At 65.0% G+C, this 19,022-nt stretch carries 19 protein-coding genes; 6 read left to right on the plus strand and 13 right to left on the minus strand.

Annotated features, from left to right (window positions below; all coding sequences use genetic code 11):
- Positions 1-102 precede the first annotated feature (102 nt).
- Entirely contained in the window at positions 103-426 is a 324-nt protein-coding gene (locus ABE493_RS03020) for a DUF6122 family protein (RefSeq protein WP_346497150.1), read from the minus strand.
- 179 nt (positions 427-605) lie between these two features.
- Here ABE493_RS03020 and ABE493_RS03025 point away from each other — a divergent pair, with 179 nt between their 5' ends.
- Entirely contained in the window at positions 606-1,076 is a 471-nt protein-coding gene (locus tag ABE493_RS03025; RefSeq protein ID WP_057626481.1) for a DUF1456 family protein, read from the plus strand.
- A gap of 207 nt (positions 1,077-1,283) precedes the next feature.
- Here the strand turns inward: ABE493_RS03025 and ABE493_RS03030 are convergent, their stop codons facing one another.
- From ABE493_RS03030 to ABE493_RS03045, 4 genes are all read right to left on the minus strand, one after another.
- On the minus strand, positions 1,284-1,739 hold the full coding sequence (locus tag ABE493_RS03030) for a hypothetical protein (RefSeq protein ID WP_346497152.1): 456 nt from the start codon (positions 1,737-1,739) through the stop codon (positions 1,284-1,286).
- A gap of 355 nt (positions 1,740-2,094) precedes the next feature.
- Positions 2,095-2,670 (minus strand): Ax21 family protein, encoded by a 576-nt coding sequence (locus tag ABE493_RS03035; protein ID WP_346497154.1) that lies wholly within the window; start codon positions 2,668-2,670, stop codon positions 2,095-2,097.
- Positions 2,671-2,880: 210 nt separating this feature from the next.
- Entirely contained in the window at positions 2,881-3,336 is a 456-nt protein-coding gene (gene cueR / locus ABE493_RS03040) for a Cu(I)-responsive transcriptional regulator (protein WP_346497296.1), read from the minus strand.
- Positions 3,337-3,360: 24 nt separating this feature from the next.
- Positions 3,361-5,859: a heavy metal translocating P-type ATPase gene (locus ABE493_RS03045; protein WP_346497156.1), complete on the minus strand. Its 2,499-nt coding sequence runs from the start codon at positions 5,857-5,859 to the stop codon at positions 3,361-3,363.
- A 132-nt stretch (positions 5,860-5,991) separates the two neighbouring features.
- Here ABE493_RS03045 and ABE493_RS03050 point away from each other — a divergent pair, with 132 nt between their 5' ends.
- Entirely contained in the window at positions 5,992-6,180 is a 189-nt protein-coding gene (locus ABE493_RS03050) for a heavy-metal-associated domain-containing protein (protein WP_346497158.1), read from the plus strand.
- A 397-nt stretch (positions 6,181-6,577) separates the two neighbouring features.
- Here the strand turns inward: ABE493_RS03050 and ABE493_RS03055 are convergent, their stop codons facing one another.
- The gene (locus ABE493_RS03055; protein WP_346497160.1) at positions 6,578-6,982 is read right to left on the minus strand and encodes a hypothetical protein; all 405 of its coding nucleotides are present in this window, start codon (positions 6,980-6,982) and stop codon (positions 6,578-6,580) included.
- A 140-nt stretch (positions 6,983-7,122) separates the two neighbouring features.
- Here ABE493_RS03055 and ABE493_RS03060 point away from each other — a divergent pair, with 140 nt between their 5' ends.
- The gene (locus tag ABE493_RS03060) at positions 7,123-7,512 is read left to right on the plus strand and encodes a DUF6165 family protein (RefSeq protein ID WP_346497162.1); all 390 of its coding nucleotides are present in this window, start codon (positions 7,123-7,125) and stop codon (positions 7,510-7,512) included.
- A 247-nt stretch (positions 7,513-7,759) separates the two neighbouring features.
- On the opposite strand, the gene ABE493_RS03065 is transcribed toward ABE493_RS03060, so the two are convergent.
- From ABE493_RS03065 to ABE493_RS03095, 7 genes are all read right to left on the minus strand, one after another.
- Positions 7,760-8,320: a Sua5/YciO/YrdC/YwlC family protein gene (locus ABE493_RS03065; protein WP_346497164.1), complete on the minus strand. Its 561-nt coding sequence runs from the start codon at positions 8,318-8,320 to the stop codon at positions 7,760-7,762.
- Between the two features lie 229 nt (positions 8,321-8,549).
- A complete protein-coding gene (locus ABE493_RS03070) occupies positions 8,550-11,051 on the minus strand; it encodes a DNA topoisomerase I (RefSeq protein WP_346497166.1) in 2,502 nt (833 codons plus the stop codon).
- A 188-nt stretch (positions 11,052-11,239) separates the two neighbouring features.
- On the minus strand, positions 11,240-12,190 hold the full coding sequence (locus ABE493_RS03075) for an RDD family protein (protein ID WP_346497168.1): 951 nt from the start codon (positions 12,188-12,190) through the stop codon (positions 11,240-11,242).
- A gap of 33 nt (positions 12,191-12,223) precedes the next feature.
- Positions 12,224-12,973, minus strand: a complete 750-nt coding sequence (locus tag ABE493_RS03080; RefSeq protein WP_346497170.1) for a GYF domain-containing protein — start codon at positions 12,971-12,973, stop codon at positions 12,224-12,226.
- Positions 12,974-12,992: 19 nt separating this feature from the next.
- Positions 12,993-13,466, minus strand: a complete 474-nt coding sequence (locus ABE493_RS03085) for a DUF494 family protein (protein WP_282268100.1) — start codon at positions 13,464-13,466, stop codon at positions 12,993-12,995.
- A gap of 45 nt (positions 13,467-13,511) precedes the next feature.
- On the minus strand, positions 13,512-14,663 hold the full coding sequence (dprA, locus tag ABE493_RS03090; RefSeq protein ID WP_346497173.1) for a DNA-processing protein DprA: 1,152 nt from the start codon (positions 14,661-14,663) through the stop codon (positions 13,512-13,514).
- 80 nt (positions 14,664-14,743) lie between these two features.
- Positions 14,744-15,868 carry a LysM peptidoglycan-binding domain-containing protein gene (locus tag ABE493_RS03095; protein ID WP_346497175.1) on the minus strand — a complete coding sequence of 375 codons (1,125 nt, stop codon included), beginning with the start codon at positions 15,866-15,868 and terminating at the stop codon, positions 14,744-14,746.
- A 129-nt stretch (positions 15,869-15,997) separates the two neighbouring features.
- Between ABE493_RS03095 and def the strand changes: the two genes are divergently transcribed.
- The 3 genes from def (at position 15,998) to rsmB (ending at position 18,950) form a co-directional block, all read left to right on the plus strand.
- A complete protein-coding gene (gene def, locus ABE493_RS03100; RefSeq protein ID WP_346497177.1) occupies positions 15,998-16,513 on the plus strand; it encodes a peptide deformylase in 516 nt (171 codons plus the stop codon).
- 171 nt (positions 16,514-16,684) lie between these two features.
- A complete protein-coding gene (gene fmt, locus ABE493_RS03105) occupies positions 16,685-17,608 on the plus strand; it encodes a methionyl-tRNA formyltransferase (protein ID WP_346497179.1) in 924 nt (307 codons plus the stop codon).
- A 4-nt stretch (positions 17,609-17,612) separates the two neighbouring features.
- On the plus strand, positions 17,613-18,950 hold the full coding sequence (gene rsmB / locus ABE493_RS03110; RefSeq protein WP_346497181.1) for a 16S rRNA (cytosine(967)-C(5))-methyltransferase RsmB: 1,338 nt from the start codon (positions 17,613-17,615) through the stop codon (positions 18,948-18,950).
- Positions 18,951-19,022 lie beyond the last annotated feature (72 nt).

The following is a 19,022-nucleotide window of genomic DNA, read 5'->3' on the forward strand; positions in this document are numbered from 1 at the left end:
AACCCCTTCTGGCGGCTGCCAAGCCGGCACCAAAACCCTTCTGGCGACTGCTGAGCCAGCCGCACGCCACTTGGCTGCGGTAAACCCGTCACTCGCCAGCCGCTAGCTGCTGGCGCGCATCCACAGGCAATCCAGCGCGTCCAGCGCGATATGCACCAACAGGCCGATGCCGAACAGGCGGGTGCGCTTGGGCACGGTCAATCCGGCATACAACACGATGGCTGGCGCGGTATGCAACGGGTGGAAGCCGATGCTGCAACGGCCCGGCGCGTAGATCGGGTCGGCCAGCAGATGGTCCAGGTCGATCACCCAGCCCAACAGCAGCAACATCCACGCCTTGCCGAACTGCGGGCGCCAGAACAACCAGGCCAGCAAGGCCGGCACTGCCACATGCAGGCACAGGTGCAGGATCGCGCGCAGGCTCATCGCCAACCCTGCCCGGCGGGGACAGATCGGGCGGTATTGGGCGCGGCGGGAGCAGGTGCGGAAGGACGCATGCAGGCGGATTTGGCTGAACCGGCCCCAATTGTAGGCCGGAGGCCCGCCGGTGCGGCGTTACACTATGCCCCCGCAGGCAGTTCCGCCGCGGTGGTTCCGGAGTGGCAATGATCAACAACGACGTACTGCGCAGCATCCGCTACATGCTCGACCTCAGCGACAGCATGGTGGTGGACACCATTCACTTGGCCGATCCCAGCTTCGAGGTGGATGCGGCACAGGTGCACGATTTCCTGCGCAAGGACGACGAGCCGTTGTTTGAAGCCTGCCCGGACGCGGTGTTGTCGCGTTTTCTGGACGGCCTGATCTACCACTACCGTGGCCGCGACGAATCGCAGCCGCAGCGCCCGCCGGAAAAGCGCATCACCAACAACATCGTGCTGAAGAAGCTGCGCGTGGCCTTCGAACTGAAGGACATGGACATGCACGCGATCTTCGAGGCGGCCGGCTTCCCGATGTCCAAGCCGGAGCTGTCGGCACTGTTCCGCCAGCCGGACCACAAGAATTACCGCGAATGCGGCGACCAGGCCCTGCGCAACTTCCTCAAGGGCCTGACCCAGCGCGTGCGCCCGGCGTAAGGTTCGCTGCGACCGCTCCCCTGCTTTGTTGTGGGAGCGACTGCTCCCTTGTAGGAGCGGCGTCAGCCGCGAAGCTACCGTTCCACCCGAAGCAGCAGATTATTCAGATCCGGTCGAAGAAAGGCCGTCGCACGGATGCATCCGTTGCTTCGCGGCTGACGCCGCTCCTACAAGCCGGCGCCGACAAGCCCCGAATCCATCCGGCGCTTACAGAATCCGGTAAACCCGCGCCTTCGGCAGGTCTTCATCCACCTGCAGGAACCAGCGCCCGGCGATGCCGGGGATCACTTCGATCTCAGGCGACTGCAAGGTATTGCGCAGGCGCATCTGGCCCTTGAGCACCTTCCACTGCTGGCCATTGGCCAGCACGAACACGGTGCCCGGCTCCCAGCCTTCCACCGCACCTTGCACCTGGCTATGCACCGGGCCTTCCTCCAGGCCGATCTGCATGGGGGCAGGCGTGGGTGTGCCGGCAACGGCTGCAATCGGCGCGGTTTCGCTGAGCATGCGATTGAGCAGCTGCAACTGCTGCGCACTCAGCCCGACCTGCTGAAGCTGTTCGGCGCTCAGGCGCTGCTCCAGCGGCAGATAGTCGCGCTGCTGGCTCCAGGCCAGCGGGGTGATAGACAGCAGGATTGCGGCAAGCAGCAGGCGGGTTTTCATGCTCAAGGTCCTTCCGGCCGATGCCGGTTGAGGCGCACTTTGCTGCAGTTTGGTTGCAGTGGCGTTACATGAAGCAGAGCAGGAGCTTGCCCTCACCCCAACCCCTCTCCCGCACGCGGGAGAGGGGCTCGCATTGCTTGGCCTCGCAGTACATTAGCCCTCTCCCGCAAGCGGGAGAGGGGCTCGGACCGCTTGCGCTCGCAGCGCAGTAGCCCCTCTCCCGCGTGCGGGAGAGGGGTTGGGGTGAGGGGAAGCTTCCAGCTAGAAATCCAAAACCCAAAACCAACCCAAAAGAAAAGGCCCGGCATAAGCCGGGCCTTTCTTCGCTACATGGCGCTAAAGCGCCTTGTGCGTCTTACCAGCTGAAGCGCGGACCCACGGTCCACTGCTTGTCACCGTTGTTGAACATCTTGATGTCGCCATTGATGCCCCAGTTCTGGTTCAACTTCACCTGGCCACCAAGGCGGCCGTAGAAGTCACCTTCCGGGCTGATGTCGTGCTTCTTGCTGAAATCTTCGTAGCCAGCCATTGCATACACTTCAGCGTGCTGGCCGAAAGCGGTGCGGATACCGGCTTCAGCGCTGTAGCCGTTGAAATCCAGGCCCTGGGCAAACTTTTCGTCGTACTTTTCGTAAGCCACGCGAGCAACGAAGTCGGTGGTCGGGGCGATTTCCTTGTTGAAACCGGCACCGACGCGCCACTGGTCGACGTCAAGGTTGGTGCGCGAGATTTCCTGACGGGTGTATTCGCCAAACGCGTGGAAATTCGGCAGGAACGCGTAGGAACCCTTTACACCCCAGCCTTCGGCCTTGCCGTCAGCCGAAGTCTTGGCGTAATCGGCTTCGGCATAGTTGTAGGACAGGCCGTCAGCAGCAGAAGCGGCAAACGGAAGGGCGGCAACCAGCGCCAGGGCAATCAACGAAGTCTTCATGGGGTACTACCTCTGCATTACTGAGCTTGATGGCACGACAGCAAAGAGCTGTCTGCGTCCGTATGTAAGTTTTCCGTTAGTCGCCCCAACAAACCCTGAAACAGCCCCTGCAATAAAACGTCGATTTTTGGCTTCTATTCAGGCGATTTCTGGCACGCGCGGGGCGCGTGCACGTTGAATCGCATTCATTTGCGCAAATGCACGCAATATTCAGCGTGCGCGCTTACCCGCCGCAACGCCGCCAAAGGTGGTCGGCAAGGCCGCGTCATGCAGGGGCACGCCGGTCTCGATGTCCCGCAGGATCGGGCAATCCGGGCGCTCGTCGCCGGCGCAGCAGTTGGCCAGCGCCTGCACCGTCTGCACCATGTCCTGCAGCTCGGCGATGCGCTGCTGCAGCACCTGCACGTGCTCCAGCGCCATGCGCTTCACATCGGCGCTGTGCCGCGAGCGGTCGCGCCACAGCTCCAGCAGTTCACCGATGCGCTCCACGCTGAAGCCCATGTCGCGCGAGCGCTTGATGAAGCCCAGGGTGTGGATGTCGCGTGGCGTATACACGCGGTAACCGGCATCGGTGCGTGCCACCGGCCCGATCAGGCCGGTGTCCTCGTAGTAGCGGATCATCTTGGCCGAGATGCCGGTGGCCTTGGCGGCCTGGCCGATGTTCATGCCTTCATCCATCATCATCGCTCCTCACGCCTCGCTCTGTGGTGCACGGAAACGCTTCAACCGCAGCGCATTGCCGAGCACGAATACCGACGACAAGGCCATCGCCCCGGCCGCGAACACCGGTGACAGCAGGATGCCCCAGACCGGATACAACACGCCGGCAGCAACCGGAATCAGCGCGGTGTTGTAGGCGAAGGCCCAGAACAGGTTCTGGCGGATATTACCCATCGTCGCCTTGCTCAGCGCGATGGCGTTGGGAACGCCCTGCAGGCTGCCCGACATCAGCACCACGTCGGCGGCCTCGATCGCCACATCGGTGCCGGTGCCGATCGCCATGCCGACATCGGCCTCGGCCAGCGCCGGTGCATCGTTGATGCCGTCGCCGACATAGGCCAGGCGGCCATGCGCGGCCTTGAGCCGGCGCACCGCGTCTACCTTGCCTTCCGGCAGCACTTCGGCCACCACTTCGTCGATGCCCAGCTGGCGGGCGATGGCTTCGGCGGTACGGCGGTTGTCGCCGGTGATCATCGCCACCTTCAGGCCCAGCGCATGCAGGCTGGCGATGGCGGCGCGGGTGTCGTGCTTGATTGGATCGGAGACGGCGATGATCGCCGCCAGGCGGCCGTCCAGCGCGGCGTACAGCGGGCTCTTGCCCTCCTCGCCCAGCCGCTGCGCATCGGCGGCAAACACCGTCACGTCCAGGCCGAGTTGCTGCATGAAGCGGTCCGCGCCCACTTCCACGCGCACACCGTCCACGTTCGCACGCACGCCGTAACCGGTCACCGATTCAAACGCATCCACGGCCGGCAGCTGCAAGCCTTCCTGCTGCGCGGCGGTGACGATGGCGCGGGCAATCGGATGCTCGGAGCGGTCTTCCACCGCCGCCACGCGCGCCAGCACATCGCCGCGCTGGAAGCCTGCGGCCAGCTGCAGATCGGTCAGCAGCGGGCGGCCTTCGGTCAGGGTGCCGGTCTTGTCCACCGCCACCACCTGCGCTTCCTTCAGCAGCTGCAGCGCCTCGCCCTTGCGGAACAGCACGCCCAGCTCGGCACCGCGGCCGGTACCGACCATGATCGAAGTCGGCGTGGCCAGCCCCATCGCACACGGGCAGGCAATGATCAGCACCGCCACCGCATTGACCAGGCCGAAGGTCAGCGCCGGATCCGGGCCGAAGATCAGCCATACCACGAAGGTCAGCGAGGCCAGCCCCATCACGATCGGCACGAACCACAGGGTAATGCGGTCGACCAGGGTCTGGATCGGCAGCTTGGCGCTCTGCGCCTGTTCCACCAGGCGGATGATCTGCGCCAGCACCGTTGCCCCGCCCACCGCGGTGGCACGCACGCCGAGCGCACCTGTCTGATTGACGGTGCCACCAATGACGGTACTGCCCGGCGCTTTCTGCACCGGCACCGGCTCGCCGCTGATCATCGATTCGTCGACGTAGCTTTCGCCGTCCATCACCTCGCCATCCACCGCGATGCGTTCGCCGGGGCGCACATCGATCACGTCGCCACTGACGATCTGTGCCAGCGGCAGTTCAACCACGCTGCCATCGCGGCGCACGCGTGCGGTCTTGGCCTGCAGCTTGAGCAGGCGCTTGATCGCCTCGGAGGTGCGGCCCTTGGCCTTTGCCTCCAGCACGCGGCCAAGCAGGATCAGGGTGACGATCACCGCCGCCGCTTCGTAGTAAACGTTCACCGTGCCGGCCGGCAACAGGCGCGGCAGGAAGGTCGCCACCAGCGAGAAACCAAACGCGGCCAGCGTGCCTACCGCGACCAGCGAGTTCATGTCCGGAGCGGCGCGCAGCAGCGCCGGGATGCCCTTCTGGTAGAAGCGGCGGCCCGGGAAAACCAGTACCAGCGTCGTCAGTACGAACTGCAGCAGCCAGCTGTTCTGGGTGCCCAGCGTGGCAGCGATGTAGTGATGGAAAGCGGGCACCAGGTGGCCGCCCATTTCCAGCAGGAACACCGGCAGGGTCAAGGCCGCCGCCACCCACAGGTCACGCTTGAGCACGCGCAGTTCCTCGGCATGCCGCTGCGCCTGCTGGTCCTCGTTGCTGCCGGCGCTGCCAATCACGCTGGCCGCATAGCCGGCTTTGGCGATCGCTGCCAACAACGATGCCGGATCGGCACTGCCCTGCACGCTGGCGCGCTCGGTGGCCAGGTTGACGCTGGCCGACTGCACGCCGGGCACCGCCTTCAGCGCGCGCTCGACACGGCCCACGCAGGAGGCGCAGGTCATGCCTTCAATCAGCAGCTCCAGCGCCTGCGTGGCGGGCACGCTGACCTCGTAACCGGCCTTGTGGATGGCCTGCACCAGCAGCTCACGCGGCACGCTGCCATCGGTTTGGACCGTGGCCCGTTCGGTGGCCAGATTGACGCTGGCCTGGCTGACCCCGGGGACGGCCTTGAGCGCCCGCTCGACGCGGCCCACGCAGGAGGCGCAGGTCATGCCTTCGATCGTCAGGTCCTCGCTGCCGGGGCCGGAACCCGGGCCGCCCGGGTGGGTGCTGCTGCTCATCGGCTCATCTCCATTTCAGGGTCTGGAGCCACCTTAAAGCTTCCAACGATGGGAGGGTCAAGCACGGATCGAGCGCTTGACCTTGCCATCATTGGAAGGTCCACGCTGCCCTCTCCCCAACGGAGAAACCTCATGAAACTGCATATCGAAAGCATGACCTGCGGCGGCTGCGCACGCAGCGTGACTGCCGCGCTCAAGGCCGTGGACCCCGCCGCGACGGTCGAGATCGACCTGCCCGGCAAGAACGTGAAGATCGAATCCAGCCAGCCCGTGGAAAGCTTCACCAAGGCCCTGGAAGAAGCCGGCTTCCCGCCGCGCTGATGGCAGGCTGTAGGAGCGGCGTCAGCCGCGATGCTGATGGATTGTCAGATCCGGGCATTACCGGACCGTCTGCGCTGTCGGCTTCGCGGTTTACACCGCTCCCACAAACAGGCTGCTAGAAGGCCGGCTCCTTGTAGGAGCGGCGTCAGCCGCGAAGCTGATGAATCGTCAGCTCGCGGCATGGCGATGATCTTGCGGGCTACGAGCTTCGCGGCTTACGCCGCTCCTACAAACAGCCTGCTTCCCCTCCCTGCATGCTGAAAACGCCGGTTGCATGTGGGAGCGGCGTCAGCCGCGAAGCTGATGGAGTATCAGCTCGCGGCATGGCGATGATCTTGCGGACTACGAGCTTCGCGGCTTACGCCGCTCCTACAAACGCGATGTTCCCGCAACCGTTTCAGCGGGCGCGTTTCCAGACTTCACGCTCGACCCGGCGCTCGCCATCCCAACGCTCCAGCGTCCACACATCGCCTTCCAACGTATAGTGGAAGCTGTAACTGCCGCCATTTTCCAGCGGGTAGGACGCCATCAATGGCGTTTCCACATACTGGCCGGCGTCGCTGCGATAGGTGCCTGAGCCACCGGCCCAGAACTTGCCATCGCTGGTGGTGGTGAAGGCAAACCGGCCATCAGCCAATATCTTGGTGCCGGCCAGCTTCTTGCTGGCGTAATCCACCAGCGCACCTTCCGGGTTGATGAATTCCCCGGACTGCAGCTGCCAGGCACCTTGCAGGCCATCGGCGCCGTGCGCGCTGGCCGCGCCCAGCAACAGTACCGCGGTGGCGAAAGAACGCAGCAGCATCGGCAACTCCAGATCAGGTCGGGCCCGCATTGTGCGCATTGGCAAGGGATCAGCGCCAATACCGGTGCATCGGCAACCTTTGCCCGTGCCGGCGCAGCGCTATCATTGCCGCCATTACAGGAATCAACGGCGGCCACCCCATGCAGACCCTACTCACCCCGGTATCGATTGGCGAGTTGATCGACAAGATCACCATCCTCGAAATCAAGGCCGAGCGCATCCACGACACCGCCAAGTTGGCCAACGTCCGCACCGAACTGCAGGGCCTGTGGCCGTTGTGGCTGTCGCAGCAGGAATCGCGCCCGTCGCTGACCGCGCTCAAGGACCAGCTCAAGGCCATCAACGAACGCATGTGGGAAATCCAGGACCGCCTGCGCGAGAAGGAAGCCGCGCAGGATTTCGGTGCGGAGTTCATCACCCTGGCACGTGGCGTTTACGGCACCAATGGCGAGCGCATCGTGGTGAAGAACGAGATCAACCGCATCGCCGGTTCGGCGCTAGTGGAAGAGAAGCAGTACCAGGGCGAGTAACCCGCTCAGCGCCCGCCCCACCTGTAGAGCCGAGCCATGCTCGGCTGAGGCTCTACCGGTGAAGCTCCTGCCGAGCATGGCTCGGCACTACCGCCGCTCTTGCAAGCATTGCTGGGCACGTCCCTGTAGAGCCGAGCCATGCTCGGCTGAGGCTCTACCGGTGAAGCTCCTGCCGAGCACGGCTCGGCACTACCGCTGCTCTTGAAGCATGGCTCGGCTCTACCGACCAGGCCTCGGACTGGGCGGCTCAGTCGCGCAGCACTTCGCCGGTGGCGGCGACGCGGATGCGGGTGGGTTGGGCCAGGCCGCCGGTGGTGCCGTCCAGTACGCCATCCAGCAAGGCAAGCAGGGCGGGGTCCAGTTGTTCACGGGCGCGGGCCGGGGGCTGGCCGGCGAGGTTGGCACTGGTCGATACCAGCGGGCCGCCCCAGGTCTCGCACAAGGCCTGTACGAGCGGGTGGGCGCTGACCCGCACGGCGATGCCGGTGTGCTCGCCGGTGATCCAACGCGGCGCTTGCGGGCCGGCCGGGACGATCCAGGTGTTGGCGCCGGGCCAGCTGTCCAACACCGCTTGGCGGCGCGCGTCGGCCAGCGCATCCAGCCGCACCCAGCCGTCCAGCTGCGCCGGGGTGGCGGCAACCAGGATCATGCCTTTCTCGATGGGCCGCTGCTTGAGCGCCAGCAGCTTCATTACCGCCGCTTCGTTGGAAGGATCACAGCCCAGGCCCCAGACCGCTTCGGTCGGGTAGGCGATCACGCCGCCGGCCTTGAGGGCCGGGACGAGGTTGTGCAGGTCGAGTTCGAGCATGGTCAGCACCGTTGGTGGGCCGGCGCACACAAAGCGGCCAACCCGCGAAAGGGACGCAAAACAAAGGCCGCCCGGTGGGCGGCCTGCTGCGGGTGGTGCTGATTATCCGCTTGTTGGCGAGGGAGGGAAGATGAAAGCAGTAGCAGTGCTGGTTCCCACCCTCGGGAGCAAAGCCCACCCTCTTCCGCCCTTCGGGCACCTTCTCCCGGAGGGAGAAGGAAGTGCAGGATCAGAACGGCGGGGCGTCGTCGGCTGCCGACTTCTTCACTGCCTTCTTGGCGACGGTCTTCTTGGTGGCCTTCTTTGCCGCGGTCTTTTTGGTCGCTGCTTTCTTGGTTGCCGCCTTCTTGGCCGGTGCCTTCTTTGCAGCGGCTTTCTTGGGTGCGGCTTCCTTCTTGACCGTGGTCTTCTTGGCGGCCTTCTTGCCGAAGCCCTTGCGTACCGGCTTGCCGGTGTCGGCCATCAGTTGCTCGACCTCGGCCAGGGTCAGCGAGGCGGGCTCGCGGTCCTTGGGGATCTTGCCGTTCATCTTGCCGTCGCTGATGTACGGGCCAAAGCGACCGTTCAACACCTGGATGTCCGAGCCTTCGAACTCCTTGATGATGCGGTTGCGCGCGATTTCTTCCTTTTCTTCGACCAGGAAGATGGCGCGGGTCAGGTCGATCTTGTACGGGTCGTCTTCCTTGGTCAGCGAGGCATACGTGCTGCCACGCTTGGCGAACGGGCCAAAGCGGCCGATGCCGACCGTGACTTCCTCGCCATTGGCGTCGGCGCCGAGCTTGCGCGGCATGTCGAACAGCTTCAGCGCGTCATCCAGCGAGATCGAGTAGATGCTCTGGCCCGGCTGCAGCGAGGCGAACTTGGGCTTCTCTTCGTCATCGACGGTACCGATCTGCACCATCGGGCCGAAGCGGCCTATGCGCGCGGTGACGTCCTTGCCGCTGACCGGGTCCGGGCCGAGCACGCGCGCGCTGCCGGCGTCGGTGCGGTCCAGCGATTCGCTCTTGTCGGTGACCAGTTCCTTGAACGGGCCCCAGAAGCGTTCCATCAGCGGTATCCAGTCTTCCTCGCCACGCGACACCGCATCCAGCTCGTCTTCGAGCTTGGCGGTGAAGTCGTAATCGACGTACTGGGTGAAATGGCTGGAGAGGAATTTGCTCACCGCGCGGCCGACGTCGGTCGGCTTGAAGCTGCGGCCTTCCATCTCGGTGTACTTGCGGAACAGCAGGGTCTGGATGATCGAGGCGTAGGTGGACGGACGGCCGATGCCGTATTCCTCCAGCGCCTTGACCAGCGCCGCTTCGGTGAAGCGCGGCGGCGGCTGGGTGAAGTGCTGGTCGGCGACGATGCGGTCCAGCGGCACGCGGTCGCCGGGCTTCATCAGCGGCAGCTTGCGGCCTTCGTCTTCGTCCTCGGCACTCTTGTTGTCCTTGCCTTCCTCGTACACGGCGAGGAAGCCGGGCACCACCACGGTGGTGCCGCTGGCGCGGAACACGTGCTCGCTGCCGGCCGAGAGGTCGACGCTGACGGTGTTCAAGGTGGCCGGGATCATCTGGCAGGCGACGGCGCGCTTCCAGATCAGCTCGTACAGCTTGCGCTCGTCGTCGGTGAGGTACTTGCCCACCTGTGCCGGGGTGCGCAACGCGGAGGTCGGGCGCACGGCTTCGTGGGCTTCCTGCGCGTTTTTGGATTTGGTGGTGTAGGTGTTGGGCTTGTCCGGCAGCGAGCTGATGCCGTAATCGCGGGCGATCACGTCGCGGATCTCGGCCAGCGCATCCTGTGACAGGGTCACCGAGTCGGTACGCATGTACGAGATCAGGCCGACCGTGCCTTCGTCGCCGATGTTCACGCCTTCATACAGCTTCTGCGCAACCTGCATGGTCTTGCGGGTGGTGAAGCCGAGCTTGCGCGAGGCTTCCTGCTGCAGGGTGGAAGTGGTGAACGGCGCAGCCGGGCGGCGCTTGCGCTCCTTGCTGGCCACGTCGGTGACGTGCAACGTGCCCTGCGCGGCCTGCTGGATGCGCAGGCGGGCGGCTTCGGCGGTGTCGCCGTCGGTGACGGTGAACTGTTCGAACTTCTGCCCGTCCAGCTTGATCAGGCGTGCATTGAAATGCTGCGAAGGATGCGCGCAGTTGGCTTCGATGCTCCAGTACTCGCGCGAGATGAAGGCTTCAATCTCTTCCTCGCGTTCGACGATCATGCGCAGCGCCGGGCTCTGCACGCGGCCTGCGGACAGGCCGCGCTGCACCTTTCGCCACAACACCGGCGACAGATTGAAGCCGACCAGATAGTCCAGCGCGCGGCGTGCCTGCTGGGCATCGACCAGGTCCGCGGCGATTTCACGCGGCTGGGCGATTGCTTCCTTGATCGCACGCGGGGTGATTTCAGTGAACACCACGCGCTGTACCGGCTTGCCGTCGGACAGGCCGCGCTCTTTCAGGATCTCGGCGATATGCCAGCTGATGGCCTCACCCTCGCGATCCGGATCGGTCGCCAGCAGGATGTCATCGGCGCCCTTTGCGGCTTTGGCGATGGCTTCGACGTGTTTTTCGTTCTTTTCGATCAGGTCGTAACGCATGGCGAACCCGTTCTCGGGGTCGACCGCGCCTTCCTTGGGGACCAGATCACGCACATGCCCATACGAGGCCAGGACCGTGTAGTCCTTGCCGAGGTATTTATTGATCGTCTTGGCCTTGGCCGGCGATTCGACGATGAGCAGGTGCTTGGGCATGTCAGTACATTCTTGGGGCGGAACGCCCGTGTGGGGGCGCTAGGGTGGCTTAAACCGGGACGATAGTGAAGCCGATGTTTGAGTTGTGCATAAGCCGACGCCCGGGTTGCGGCCCGGGCGTTCAGCTTGGTTCCTTATTAGAGGAATCATGCCGGAGGGGCTGATGTCAAGCCGCCCCCGGCAATTTGTCAGTTGAAGCCTGCTGCGGCAACGCCGATAAGCACCAACAGCCCGATCAGGCAAAGGATGCCCAGGCCGGCCAGCGACAGGATCACGATGGTCACCGTACCCAGGCCCTGCTGCTGCCATTCCGGGTGCTCGGTGAAGGCGAACTTGTCCACCACCAGGGTGTCGCAGATGATGTCATGCAAGGCCTGCTTGCGCTCGGTGAAGGCGGCCATCACAAAGCCTATGCACAAGGTGATGCTGCTCAGGATGTAGGCGAAGAAGCGGCCAATCGCGCGGCCCAGGGTCAGGCGCTCGCCGTTGCTGCGGACCACCTTGATGCCCACGGCCATCTTGCCCAGCGTGGCCTGGTACTTGGACGAATGCATCCATGCCGGGTACATCATGTTGGCGGCAAAGATGATCAGGTAGCCGATGCCCAGGGTCAGGAACATGCCGATCGAGCCGGCGGCGGAATCCGAGTTGCCCGATACGCCACCGACGATCGCACCGAGGATGCTCAGCGGGATCAGCACGATGTAGGTAAACACCGTCATGATCACGTAGTCGATGAAGTAGGCGGCCACCCGCTTCCAGAAGCCTGCCTGCACCACCAGCCCGCCCTGTACGGCGGCCGGGTCCACATCCTGCGGACGGCTGGCAGGTGCGGTGTAGGGCGAATAGGTTTCGCTGGGCGCGGCTGCAGGAGCCACGTTTTCAGCAGCCGGTGCCTCCAGCGCCTCGCCACTTTCGATGGCGGCGTAGTCCTTGCGCAGATCGATGCCGGTGCTGGCCTGGGCCAGCAGCTGCAGCTCCTCGCTCACCGCTGAAAGCGGCTGCCACTGCTGCATGCCTTCGCGCCACACCAGGGTGCCCAGGTCGATCTCGCCTGCGCGGAATTTCTCGCGCAGATCATCCGCTTCAATCGGCCCATGCCGTTCGCGCTGGCTGTCAGCGTAGTACCACTGGCTCATCGTTTTCCCCGTAGAAGTTCTGGCCGCCGCCAATCAGCCGCGACAGTTGATTGGCAGGTATTTGTCCTCGACATCGGAACTGCATTCCCACGTGTCGGTATGCATATCGTAGTCGAGCCAGATGCTTTTGCCGTCAAGCTTCGATTGCTTTGGGACACGCAGGAAGGCTTCCAGCCCGCAATGCCCCTCTTCAAACCGGCCGATATGGACCTGGGCGACATCGCCATTGGCGTAGCTGTCCGGGTCGCCAAAGCCGTCGTCATCGTTGATCGGGCAGCGCTCGTGGGCGGCGGCGAATTCGGCAACCTGCTGCTTCAGGGCGATCAGCTGGCCATTGGCTGCCGCGGTCTTGGAGCGCAGTACATACTCCTGATAGGCGGGCATGGCGATGGCCGCCAGGATGCCAACAATGGCGACCAGGGTTACGCCGACCACCGCGGCGATGATGCCGGCAATGGCGCAGCCGGACAGGCCCTGCTTGGGCGCTGTGGCGGGCGAGGCGGCATGCTGCGCCTGGGTCTGCAACGGTGGCGGCAGTGATGGCGGGCCGGCAGTGGCGGCGGCTGCAGAGGGTTCGGCCGTGGCCAGATCCAGGCCGAGTTCACTGGCGAAATCACGCAGCGGCCGCCAGTCACCGGCGCCTTCGCGCCAGACCAGGGTGTCTTCATCGATGCGGCGGGACTGGAACAACGCGACGATGTTCTCGTCGGTAATCGGGCCCCGGCGTTCGCGGTTGCCCTCGGCGTAGAACCATTGGCTCACGTAGGTGTTGTCCTTATGCATCCCTGCACGCCGCGTGGGCTCAGTGCAGGGGTTCGGGTTCGTCGACGAACATCTGGGTTTCCATCCAGGCATAGGCCGCTTCGGCGCCGGGTTGGTTGAACAGCACCATCAGCACCACCCACTTCAGGTCGTCCAGATCCAGTTCGTCCTGGTCCAGGGCCATGGCGCGGTCCAGCACGAGTTCGCGCTGGTCGGCATCGAGCACGCGCTGTTGTTCAAGGAACAGCAGAAAGCCGCGGCTTTCCACGTCCAGCTTGTCCAGCTCGGGGCCGTGGAAAACGCGTACCGGCCCGTCAACGCGTGGCTGGGCCACGGCTGGGCGTTGTTCGGCCAAGGCATCGAGCCAATCGAAGGCCTTGTTGATTTCGGCGGGACTGAAACCGGCCTGGATCAGGCCGTTCTGAAGCGAGTCGCGGTCTCGGATGAGATCAGCATCTTCGCTGAAATAGTGTTCAAACAGGTACAACAGGACGTCCAGGATGCTCTCTTTCATTGCCCCTCGGCCTGCGCCATTGGCGCTGTGGAGGTGAAGAAACCTTCAGGTGCGGGTGTAGCGGCCGTGTGCGGACGCGACCCTGCCTTCCAATTCCATGAGCAGCAGCATGGAGGACAGGCTGGCGGCCGTCAATCCAGTGCGCTCGATCAGTAAATCCATACCGGTTGGGTCATAACCCAAGGCATCCCACAATCGCTTGTAGTTTGGATCCACTGGTGTGACGGCCGGGTGCTGGCCGGACGGTACAGGGGAGATGGGGGTATGAAGCCGGGTTTGCAAGGCGCAGGCCAGTTCGCCGGCCAGATTGGCCACGCCTTCAAGAATGTCGTCGGCATGTGTCACCAGGGTTGCACCCTGGCGTATCAGCCGGTGGCAGCCGCGCGCCATCGGGTTGTGGATGGAGCCGGGCACGGCAAAGATCTCGCGCCCGGCCTCGCTGGCCAGTCGCGCGGTGATGAGCGCACCGGAGCGCTCAGCCGCCTCGATCACCACCGTGCCCAGCGCCAATGCCGCCAACAGCCGGTTGCGGGCGGGGAACTGGCCGCTGCGTGGCACAGTGCCCGGCGGGTATTCACTGACAACCGTGCCTTGGCTGGCGATCTGCGCCTGCAGCTGGCGGTGGTGGCGCGGGTAGGCCAGGTCGGGGCCGGTGCCGATCACCGCGTAGGTGCTGCCGCTGCAGGCCAATGCCGCGCGGTGCGCGGCAGCGTCGATACCGGCGGCCAGGCCGCTGGCGATGGCAAGGCCGTGGCCTGCCAGCGCGGTGGCGAAATCGCGCGCGCTGTCGCGGCCACCGGCGGTGGGGTTGCGGCTGCCGACGATGGCGATCGCTGGTTGCCATAGCCGGGTTGGTTCGCCGGCGATGAACAGCGCCAGCGGCGGGTTTGGGCTGTCGCGCAACAGCGGCGGATAGTCGGGCTCGCCCCAGCCGAGCAGGTGGTGGTTGTCGTCCTGCAGCCAGGCATTGGCCTTGGCCCAGGCGTCGGCGTCCGGACGTGAAAGCGCTTGGCACTGGGCAGGTGTGCAGCCTGCCGCGCGCCATTGTGCCGGGCCGGCGGCGATGGCGGCAGCGCTGCTGTCGTACTGATCGCGCAGCTGGCGTAGTGGTTCCAATGGGCCGCCGGCCAGTGCCAGGCTCAGCAGCGCCGGGCAACAGGGCAGGGTGTGTGTATCCAGGGCATTTGATCGGGGCATGCCCCACAGCCTGCCGCCACATGCAACAACGGCGCCCTCAGGCGCCGTTGTCGTACATCGTAAGGCTAGGCCGCAGGCGCTTACTGCGCGTCCGGATGCTTCAGTTCATAGCCAAGGCGTGCCGGCTTGGTGCCTTCCATGATCAGCGCGTAGCTGACCTTGTCGAAGGTGCGGAACACCATGGCATGCGCGGCATACTCATCAGGCAGGGAGACCCGGCCTGCACCCGCCTTCATTGCATCGTCCGCGCGCGAAGAGCCCGGCGAATGCATGCGGTCAGAGACATGGCTGCCGTTGCGCCAGATCGAGAACACCGTGCCGTTGTTGATGCCCTCGCGTGCGCCGCCGGAAATGGCGATCACATCGCGTGGACCACCGCTGGTGAAGGTGTCGGTAACTGCCAGCACACGCAGCTGGCCCGGTGCCGTGGCGGTGGCCGGGGCATGCGGGATGAACTGCAGGTCGTACGGATTGATCTGCACCGGCATCAGGCGGTCGCCCCTGCGCACCTCGCTGCCGCTGTCTTCCAGCTGCAGGGTGGAGGCTTGCACGTCGCCGCTGGCGACCTGGGTCAGGGTGCCGACATTGACCTTGGCCAGCTCATAGCCGAGAACTTCCTTGCGGTCACTGGAGGCAACATAGCTGCTCCACAGATTACCGCTGCCCGGGGTGACCTTGCCGCGGCTGTCCAGGTCCTCGGTGGGCTTGGGCTGGGCAAAGCGCACGGTTGGACGAACCACCATGTAGCGCTGGCCGGGCTGGGCCGCGTCGAGGCCTACGACGTAAGCCTTCTGCCCGCTGCTGGCGCGCAGACGGTTGTCTTCCAGGCCAACCACGTAGGGCAGGTCCTCGAAGCTGTCTACAACGTTCAGGTTTCTGAGGAACGGTTCAACGTCCGACAGCGGTACGCCGGTGATCGGTGCTTCCTGGCGCGGGCCGGCCTGGGCCGTGACACGGTCCAGATAGGCCAGGCTCAGAACATCGCCCGGATAGATCAGGTGCGGATTCTTGACCTGCGGGTTTGCCTGCCAGATTTCCGGCCAAAGCCACGGCTTTTTCAGGAAACGTGCCGATATGTCCCACAAAGTATCGCCCTTGCGCACCACATAGGTGTCAGGGTGAGTGCCGTTCATTTCGACGGCCACGGCATAGGTCGTGACGGTCAGCATCGCCACGGCGGCGACCGTACGTAGTTGTTTCAACATGGTTGCGCTCTGCCTGATTCCCCAACAGGTTGGCGCACTATATTGCAGAAACGGGCGCGCCGGGCAAGCGCAAGCGTTAGAATTGCGACATCTTGCCGAAATAAGCGGCATTCCCAGATTGGTACCACCATGGCCCTCCTGCCCATTCTTGAGTTCCCAGATCCGCGCCTGCGCACCAAGGCGGCCCTTGTTGAAGCGGCCGAAGTGACCACGCCTGCGTTCCAGCAGCTGCTCGACGACATGCTGCAGACCATGTACGACGCCCCCGGCATTGGCCTGGCCGCCAGCCAGGTGGACGTGCACAAGCGTTTCATGGTCATCGACGTCAGCGAAGAGCACAACGAGCCGCAGGTGTTCATCAATCCGCAGATCATCAACGCCAGCGAAAGCGGCCGCGTGTATCAGGAAGGTTGCCTGTCGGTGCCCGGCATCTATGCCGATGTCACCCGTGCCGATTCCATCGTGGTGCGTTTCCTGGACCGTCAGGGCAAGCAGCAGGAACTGGCTGCCGAGGATCTGCTGGCCACCTGCATCCAGCACGAAATGGATCACCTGGACGGCAAGCTGTTCATCGACTACCTGTCGCCGCTCAAGCGCGAGATGGTGCGCAAGAAACTGGCCAAGTCGCGCAAGCACGTGGCTTGATCCGGGGCCGGGGTTGGGGATGGTAAGAGCAGGCTTGGCCGCGCTTCCTGCAGTCCTGGCGTTCTGTTCTGGATCCCGGATCTGCACCTTCCTTTTTCGATTCGTGAGGGCTGATGGCTGCCGCTGCGCCGCTGTCGCCCCTCCCGCATCCCGCATTGCGAATCCCGCCCAATGAAAATCGTCTTCGCCGGTACGCCGGACTTTGCCGTCGCCTCCTTGGCTGCCGCCGCCCGTCTGCATGAAGTGGTGGCGGTCTATACCCAGCCGGACCGCCCCGCTGGCCGTGGCCGCGGGCTGATGCCCTCGCCGGTGAAGCTCGACGCGATCGCACGCGGCATCCCGGTATTCCAGCCGGAAAGCCTGAAAACACCCGAAGCCCAGCAGCAGCTGCGCGACCTGCAACCCGATCTGATGATCGTGGTGGCGTATGGCCTGATCCTGCCCAAGGCGGTGTTGGCCATCCCCACCCACGGGTGCTGGAACGTGCATGCCTCGCTGCTGCCGCGTTGGCGCGGCGCTGCGCCCATCCAGCGCGCGATCGAGGCCGGCGATGCCGAAACCGGTGTCTGCCTGATGCAGATGGAAGCGGGCCTGGATACCGGCCCGGTGCTGCTGCGCCAACACACACCTATCAGCGACAGCGATACCGGCGGGCAGCTGCATGACCGTCTTGCGCAGATGGGTGCACAGGTGCTTTCCGACGGCCTGGGCCTGTTGCGTGCCGGCCTCAAGCCGGTGCCGCAGCGTCAACCCGAAGCCGGCGTCACCTACGCACACAAGCTGGACAAGGCCGAAGCCAAGCTCGACTGGGCCGAACCTGCGGCCGCGTTGGCGCGGCGCGTGCGCGCCTTCAACCCGTGGCCGGTGGCCGAAGCCACCCTGGCCGGCGAGCGCGTGCGCATCCATGGCGCGGTCGCCCTCGATGACAATGCGGGCCAGGCACCGGGCACGGTGATCGGCGCAACGCGCGAGGGCATCGACATTGCCTGCGGGCAGGGCGCACTGCGCCTGCGGGTGGTGCAGCGCGAAGGTGGCAAGGCAATCACCGCAGCGGATTATCTGAACGCACGCCGCGATCTGCGGATCGAGGGCTGAGCGGATGACGGCTGCTACTTCCTCACCGTGGGGTAAATCCGCGGCGGCGCAACCCGGCGTGCAGACCCGCGCGCTGGCGGCCAAGGTGCTGGCGGCGGTCGTCGGCAAGGGCCGCTCGTTGAAAGCCGAGCTCGGTGCGGCACTACCCAAACTCGACGACAGTCGCGACCGCGCGCTGTTGGAAGCCATCTGTTTTGCGGCACTGCGCCGCCGGGTGGTCTACGACCAGGCATTGCGGCAGTGGCTGCAGAAACCGCTTGGCCCGCGCGACAGCGATCTACGCGCGCTGCTGATGGCCGGTTTCGCCCAGCTCGACGTATTGCAGCTGCCCGCCCATGCTGCGTTGTCGGCGACGGTGGATGCAGCGCGTGCACTTGGCCGCGAGCGTCAGGCCGGCATGGTCAACGCCCTGCTGCGGCGTGCCCAGCGCGAAGGCTTTGCCGAGGCGCGCGCCGAAGACGCATGGCCGGCGTGGCTGCTTGCACAGGTACAGAACGATTGGCCGCAACAGGCCGCTGACATCATCAGCCAGAGCCTGCAGCCGGCCCCGATGTGGCTGCGCGTGAACCGCCAGCAGTACACCCGCGAGGCGTATCTGGAATTGCTGGCCCAGGCCGGTGTCGACGCTGCTGCCGAGCCCTTGTCGGCCGACGCGGTGCGCCTGCCGGCCGCAGTGCCGGTGAGCAGCCTGCCAGGCTTCGCGCAGGGCGCGGTGTCGGTGCAGGACCTGTCGGCGCAACAGGTGGCCGATGCCCTGCAGGCGCCACCCGGCGCGCGGGTGCTGGACGCCTGTGCGGCGCCCGGGGGCAAGTCCGCGCATCTGCTGGAGCGCGATCCATCGCTGCGTCTGCTGGCGCTGGACGTTGATGCGCGGCGTCTGCAGCGCATCCGCGAAACCTTTGCCCGTACCGGTGTTGGCGCGCAGGCGCAGGTGGTCGCGGTGGATGCCGCCGATACCGCTGCCTGGTGGGATGGAACCGCCTTTGATGCGGTGTTGCTGGATGCGCCGTGTTCGGCCACCGGCATCATCCGCCGCCAGCCCGATGTGCTGTTGCACCGCCGCGCCGAAGACATCACCGCATTGGCCGCGCTGCAGGCACGCCTGCTGGATGCCTTGTGGACGGTGCTGCGCCCCGGCGGCGTGCTGCTGTACTCGACCTGCTCCATCCTGCGCGCGGAAAACGGCGGGCAGGTGGCGCAGTTCCTCGCCCGTACCCCGGATGCGCAGGTGCAGGCATTACCTGATTCATTCGGGCATGACGTTGCGGGCAGCCGCCAGCGATTGCCCGGTGAGCAGGGCGGCGATGGCTTCTTCTATGCGCGGTTGGTGAAACTGGCATAGGTATTTGTCCGTGGATTACGGACAAATACGATCAAGCTGGCGGCGTCGCTGCCGATGAATGGAAAGCCCCGC

This window comes from Stenotrophomonas terrae (assembly GCF_039674165.1).
In the GTDB taxonomy this organism is placed as follows: Bacteria; Pseudomonadota; Gammaproteobacteria; order Xanthomonadales; family Xanthomonadaceae; genus Stenotrophomonas; species Stenotrophomonas terrae_A.